Genomic DNA, 6,126 nt, shown 5'->3' with positions numbered 1-6,126 from the left:
TTTATTTACGCTGCACTTTAATGAAATCAGTAACGGATTCTTAGATACATCTAAAGATGTAATTTTATTGTACGAGATATCAAGAACAGTCAATTTTGTGTTTTTAGAAACATCAACAGTAGTCAATTTTCCATTTCCTCCATTACCTGCACCGCCAAAATTCCCACGACAAATTAACCGTTGAAGTGCTGTAAAGCTTTGTATTCCGGTTAGATCTGTAATAGTAGTATTGGTTCCTAAATCTAATTTTGTCACCGAAGAAACGTTTGAAGTCAGTACTTTTCCGTCCGGAACACCTGAATCAATTCCTAAGGAAATAAGAGCACTTTCGAAACTGCTGTCAGGAATAAGAGTGTACAGACCAGTCTGACATTCATTTGAGTAATTGGCAGAAGCATCTTTTGCAGCAGACCAGTTTGCAGTGGCATTTACGGCATTATCAACCTGAATACAAGTTAAGTTTGGATTTTCCATAAAGTTTATGCTTTGTGCTGCAATCAATTGATTTTGTCCATTTTTTAGATTTAAACTTGTTAAAGTCGAATTGTTACAAGATAGCCCAACCATTACCGGATTAGAGGAAATATCCAGTGATGTAAGTTTTGTGTAATCAGCGCTTAGGTAACGTAAAGTTGGAATTTTCGAAATGTCAAGCTGTGTAATATAATTATTGCTGATGTCAAGATTATCCAGTTTTATATTTTGAGAAACGTCGATTTTGGTTAGTTTATTTACGCTGCACTTTAATGAAATCAGTAACGGATTCTTAGATACATCTAAAGATGTAATTTTATTGTACGAGATGTCAAGAACAGTTAGTTTTGTGTTTTTAGTAACGTCAATAGTAGTCAAATTTCCATTTCCACCTGTATCCATGTGCCCAAAATTCCCATGACAAATTAACCGTTGAAGCGCTGTAAAATCTTGAATTCCGGTTAGATCAGTAATGGTTGCATTGGTTCCTAAATCTAATTTTGTCACCGAAGAAACGTTTGAAGTCAGTACTTTTCCGTCCGGAACACCTGAATCAATTCCTAAGGAAATAAGGGCACTTTCGAAATTACTGTCAGGAATTAGTGTAAATAAACCATTCGAACAGTTGGTTGAATAGTTTGCTGCCGGATCTTTTGCGGCAGACCAGTTTGCAGTAGAAAATGCTGCATCATCAACCTGTATACAAGTTAAATTTGGATTTCCGGTAAAGGTTATACTCTGCGGTACAATTAATTGGTTTTTACCATTTCTTAGATTTAAACTTGTCAAATCGGAACTTCTACAAAATAATCCAACCAGTGCCGGATTAGAGGAAAGATCTAATGTGGTAAGTTTAGTAGATTCGGCAGTCAGAAAACGTAAAGTTGGAATTTTTGAGACATCAAGCGTAGTAATTTGATTACTGCCTACATCAAGATCATCCAGTTTTGTGTTTTGAGAAACATCAATTGCTGTTAATTTATTTACACTACATCTTAAGGAACGCAGTAATGGGTTATGCGTTACATCTAAATTGGTAAGTTGATTAAAAGAGCATTCAAGAATCGTTAGATTTGTATTTTTGGAGACGTCAAGTGTTTTTAGTTTTCCGTTTCCACCATCACCTGCACGACCAGTATTTCCTTTGCAAACCAGCCACTCAAGGGCTTTGAAATCTTGTATTCCGGTCAGATCTGTAATAGTTGTATTGGTTCCTAAATCTAATTTCGTGACAGAAGAAACTTTTGAAGTCAGGATTTTTCCATCCGGAACTCCAGCATCGATTCCTAAAGTTATAAGTGCATTTTCAAAGTTGCTGTCGGGAATCAATGTAAATGAATCATTTAGACATTCGGTTGAATAATTTGTAGCGGCATCTTTGGAAGCAGACCAGTTTGCAGTAGCATTTACGGCATTGTCGACCTGAATACAGTTTAAATTTGGGTTTCCCTTAAAGTTTATATCTTGTGCTGAAATTAATTGGTTATTTCCATTTTTTAAGTTTAAACTTCTTAAATCTGAATTGTTACAAAATAATCCAACCATTGCGGGATTAGAGGAAACATCTAGTGAGGTAAGTTTGGTGTTGTCAGCTCTCAGGTAACGCAAAGTTGGAATTTTGGAAACGTCGAGTTGAAAAATAGAATTACTGCTTACATCAAGATAATCCAGATTAACATTTTTAGTAACATCAATTTTATCAAATCTATTGACGTTACATTTTAACGAAACCAGTAAAGGATTTTTGGTGACATCTAAATTTATAAGCTGGTTATAGGAGCAATCCAGAGTGGTCAGGTTTGCGTTTTTAGAAATATCAAGAATTTTTAATTTTCCGTTCCCTCCGTTGATTACCTGACCTGTATTTCCACGACAAATTAGAGTCTGAAGTGCTGTAAAGTCTTGTATTCCGGTTAGATCTGTAATAGTTGTATTAATCCCTAAATCTAGTGTAGTTACAGTAGAAACGTTTGAAGTTAAAACTTTTCTGTCAGGGGTCCCTGAATCAATTCCTAAAGCAATAAGAGCATTTTCGAAATTAGTATCAGGTATTACAGTATAAGTAGGGCAGTCGGTAGAATAACTTGTTTGAAGATCCTTTACGTATTCCCAATTCATACTGGAGTACATTACATTATCAACTTGTATGCATAACAACTGTGAATTGTGTGCTAAATTTAGATTATTGACATTTAAGGATGTATTGTTGCCGTTTTTTATATTGAGATTTACAAGATCGTTAGACTTCAAATTAACATTTTTAAGCTCTTTCTGTTTAGAAAGATCCAAAGTAGTTATTCGGTTGTTTTCGCAATATAAATCTATTAAACCCGTGTTATCGGAAATAGTAAGACTTTTAATCCTGTTAGTATTGCAGTTAAGTTCAGTAAGTAAGGTATTGCCGCTAAGGTTTAAAGAATTCAGTATGTTATCTGAACAATACAGTCCCTTAAGTCTTAAATTTTTAGAAGTGTTTAAAGAACTCAGTTTATTTTTAGAACAATTTAACTGTGTTAGAAAAGTATTTTGGGATATATCCAAATAATTTATTTCATTGGATTGGCAGTCTAAATTTTGCAGGCGGGGGTTTTTACTAACATCTAAACTTTGTATTTTATTGGAATGACAAATCAAAGTAGAAAGTTTAGGATTATTAGGAAAGTCTAAACCGATTATTTCATTGTTGGAACAAATTAAAGTCTCAAGATTAGTAAAAGCATGAAGGCCTCTAAGACTTTTAATAGAACTGAAACTTATATCCAAAGAAGTAACAGAGGAAATGTTTGAAGTTAGCACTTTTCCATCAAGAACGGTATCCAATCCGAGAGAGATTAGTTTTTGTTCGAAATTTTGATCAGGGATTAAAGTAGTTTGTGCAAAAGCAGATAAACTGAGTGAACACAGTAAGATAAGTAGTTTTTTCTTCATAAAATTATCTTTGAATTTGGTATGCAAGTTTACAATTAATAAAAGTATTAATCCTATTATTCTGCCTTTTTTGATTCTGGATTTTAATGTTTTGTTGTGAAGGTTTTCTAAATACTTAAAAATGAGAGATTTGTTTATTGGTGGTTATGCAAAAAAAATGGAGCCCCTTTTAAGAAGCTCCGGATAATGATAATAATATAATGATTTTTGTAGGTATCAGACCTTTATATGGCCCCAGTTTTCACCGCTGGCGATACGTCGTATTTGCATTTCGCTAACGCCAAATTGTTTGGCAATCATTTTCAGACGTGTTTTTTGTTCCGGGCGTGCGAGGATTTTTTTGATTAACATGACTTTGGTAGTCGTTAATTTTCGTCCGTCGGCTTTTAAATTGTGTTCGATCAGATTCTTTTTTGCCTGAATCACATGCGGACTCTTACGGCTGTGCGCCATCATTTCGGCTTTTGTTGCCCAGCATAAATTTTTTACATCATCGTTGCTGCGGTTGTAATCCAGATGGAGTACATAAGTTTGTTCTTCTGATTCTTTAGGAATGAAATAATGAGCGACTAATTTGTACAGAAAAAGATATTTGTTGACAATTTTGTCATCATCTTTAACCTTAAATCTAAAAGTAGGATAACCATCGCTTAAACCGCCTTTTAGAATACGTCCGTTTTGAATTTCATCTGTAAAACTAATTAATCGGCCTTTGTTTGAAATAGCATATTTAAGTTGTAGTGAGGCGTTTATTTCTATTTCTTTGAATTCTTCGTTTGGATAAAATCTATTTTGTGGCATTTTCTTTTGCATTTGAATTTTGTCTCTCAAAGATAAATAATTCAAAAAAGAAGAGTGCTATCCTAAAGTCTGTGAATCAGCAGATTTATGATTCTTATAACGCTATTTTAACTTTTTTAAGAACTTTTTTAGCATTTCAAAATCTAGTTCGCTACAGCAAATTGAGAGTCGTACAGGTTTTTATAATAACCGTCGGTTTTAAGGAGTAGTTCCTGATGAGTTCCTTGTTCTACAATTAAGCCTTTATCCATCACAACAATTTTGTCAGCATTTACAATTGTAGCCAATCGGTGTGCGATGATGATTGAAGTTCTTCCTTTGGTAATCGTTTCGGTAGCACGCTGAATAAGTTCTTCAGAATAGGTATCTATTGAAGACGTTGCTTCATCCAGAATTAAAATACTCGGATTACTGACATATGATCTTAAAAAAGCAATTAACTGACGCTGTCCTGACGAAAGCATAACCCCTCGTTCTTTTACATCAAAATCATAATTATCCGGCAGACTCATGATGAAATCGTGCACGCCAATTTTCTTAGCAGCCTCTAAAACCTGATCACGACTAATTTCGGGATTGTGTAAAGTGATATTGTTGTAGATGGTATCAGCAAACAGAAAGACATCCTGCAAAACCACAGCAATTTGTTTTCGAAGCGAGGCCAGCGTATAATTTTCGATATTATGACCGTCAATGCAAATGGTACCGCTATTAATTTCGTAAAAGCGATTCAGTAAATTAATTATAGTCGATTTTCCTGCTCCGGTTGAGCCTACAATAGCAACAGTTTGCCCTGAAGCGACAGATAAATCAATTCCTTTTATAACTTCTTCTTCCGGAATATAGCTGAAACGGACGTCTTTAAATTCAATACTTCCTTCAAAAATTGGAGCTTCAATTGTTCCGGTATCCTGAATATGATCCTGAGTATCGATGATGTCAAAAACACGATTGGCGGCAATCATTCCTAATTGCATCTCGTTGAATTTATCTGCAATCTGGCGTAATGGATTGAACAGCATTCCGATAAACATCGTATAGGAAAACAAATCTCCGAAAGTTGTAAAATGATCTCCGTTCAGGATTTTGAATCCGCCATAAACGACAACTACTCCTAGGGTAATAGAAGAGATAATATCGGCAATTGGGAAAAATATCGAGTTGTATAAAATAGTTTTAATCCAGGCAACTCTGTGTTTGTTATTGATCTCTTTAAAATTATCAGCTTCAATTTGTTCGCGATTGAAAAGCTGTACGATTTTCATTCCTGTAACACGTTCCTGTACAAAAGAGTTCATATTGGCAATCTGCGTTCGGACTTCTTCGAAAGCGACCTGCATTTTACGTTGGAATATTCGGGTGATGTAAACCAGAATCGGCATGGCAACGACTACGATCCACGTTAATTTCCAGTTCATGTAAAACATGAAAATAAGGACGACAAGCATTTTCATTAAATCACTAATGATCATAAAAAGTCCCTGGCTAAAAATACGGGCAATCGATTCAATATCTGAAACGGATCTTGTGACCAATTGTCCCACCGGAACCAGGTCAAAGTACTTCATTCTAAAACTTAATATGTGTTTAAAAAGTTTGGTACGAATGTCTTTTACGATATCCTGTCCAAGCCAATTGGCCCAATAGACGAAATAGAACTGAGAGAAAACTTCCATTAAAAGAACCGCTCCCATTAAAAGGATATAAAGAAGTAAACCTTCTTTGTCGTGTGTCTTGATATAGCCGTCGACCGTTTGTTTTAGCAAATAGGGGCGAAGGGCTGCAAAAATAGAAAGAGATACAGCAAAAATAATAACGCCGTAGTAGCGCCATTTATAGGGTTTGGTATATTTTAAGATTCGTTTGAATAATCCGGTATCAAATGCTTTTGCTTTCATTTATTTTTTTTAAGCTTTAAGCTTT

The 6,126-nt window shown here is 34.8% G+C and carries 2 protein-coding genes and 1 pseudogene; all 3 read right to left on the bottom strand.

Going from position 1 to position 6,126, the window contains the following annotated elements; all coding sequences use genetic code 11:
* A pseudogene (locus JO950_RS14515) lies at positions 1-2,724 on the bottom strand (hypothetical protein); the annotation flags it as partial.
* A gap of 894 nt (positions 2,725-3,618) precedes the next feature.
* On the bottom strand, positions 3,619-4,203 hold the full coding sequence (locus tag JO950_RS14510; RefSeq protein WP_202703305.1) for an NUMOD4 domain-containing protein: 585 nt from the start codon (positions 4,201-4,203) through the stop codon (positions 3,619-3,621).
* Positions 4,204-4,346: 143 nt separating this feature from the next.
* Positions 4,347-6,101, bottom strand: a complete 1,755-nt coding sequence (locus tag JO950_RS14505; RefSeq protein ID WP_202703304.1) for an ABC transporter ATP-binding protein — start codon at positions 6,099-6,101, stop codon at positions 4,347-4,349.
* Between the last annotated feature and the right edge of the window lie 25 nt (positions 6,102-6,126).

This window comes from Flavobacterium sp. UGB4466 (assembly GCF_903469665.1).
GTDB lineage: Bacteria > Bacteroidota > Bacteroidia > Flavobacteriales > Flavobacteriaceae > Flavobacterium > Flavobacterium lipolyticum.
Note: the sequence above shows the minus strand (reverse complement) of the source record. Positions and strands in the feature narration are given on the sequence as shown.

Excerpts from the sequence above, each read along its gene's own strand:
- JO950_RS14505 (WP_202703304.1), bottom strand. The coding sequence starts at position 6,101 with ATGAAAGCAAAAGCATTTGATACCGGATTATTCAAACGAATCTTAAAA.
- JO950_RS14510 (WP_202703305.1), bottom strand. The coding sequence starts at position 4,203 with ATGCCACAAAATAGATTTTATCCAAACGAAGAATTCAAAGAAATAGAA.